Consider the following 908-nt stretch of genomic DNA (forward strand, 5'->3'; position numbering starts at 1 on the left):
AACCCATCGCCACTAGCAGCTCCCAATCATGATTATAATTGCGGGCTTGTTCTTCAAAAGAAGATTGGTAATCAGGCAACTTTTCAGTCAACGTTTTTTTAAAATGATCTTGACTGTAGGCATCTTTTAGTAAGTTTTGATTATAAAACGCGGCAAGCTTTTGCGTGTTTTCAAGCTTGATACTATCACATAAGAAGTAACTGGCTTTTTGTGATAACGGATCATCGGCTTGGTTAAATGTCCAGCTGACTTTAGGATGTAAGCCATTTTTTGTTAGGCTAGCATCATAGCCGCAACTAACATTAACTGAAGACAAATTCAGCTGACTCTTTAGCTGCGTACTCGCTGTCGTCAATGCCATATCAGCGTCACCTGATTTTATTGCTCTCAATGCCGCCTCTTCGCTAGCATAAGCCTTTAAATCAATCTCAACGCCTAGCTCATCAGCATAACTACGTATCAAATCAAAGCCAAAGCCGTGCTGAAAGCCATCGGTCGCAAAATAAGTGCTGTCTCCTGGGACAGCTGCGATGGTAAGAGTCTCCTCAAGCATCACCTTAGCATAGGCTGGTACTGTTGAATCCATCGTAATCAGGCTCTCAGCAGGTAAGGAGAGAAGGGCAATACTAGATACTTGTGCCATCTTTTTTGTTTTGGCAAAACGGTTCAATTTGGTAGGGGTAACGGATGAAACGAGGTTACTTTTGGTGCTAAGTGAGCGCTTGGATGGACGCAGTAAATAAGAAATACGACGTTTGGCACCTTGCGCAGATACTTTTACACGATAAGTAATACGCTGCATGGATGTCTCCTAATATTAGCCATCCTGCTTACCAGGGAGCTGCCATCATCTCAATGTGTACGTAAATGATAAATAAACATTTTGAAGGCAGCTTAGATGTTACACA

General features: G+C 42.2%; 1 protein-coding gene. It reads right to left on the reverse strand.

What is annotated here, in order from left to right; genetic code table 11:
• The coding region (locus ACS8FD_RS17970) for a transglycosylase SLT domain-containing protein (protein ID WP_439276853.1) at positions 1 to 802 on the reverse strand (802 nt) is incomplete at its 3' end.
• Positions 803 to 908 lie beyond the last annotated feature (106 nt).

This window comes from Psychrobacter sp. 1U2 (assembly GCF_051847575.1).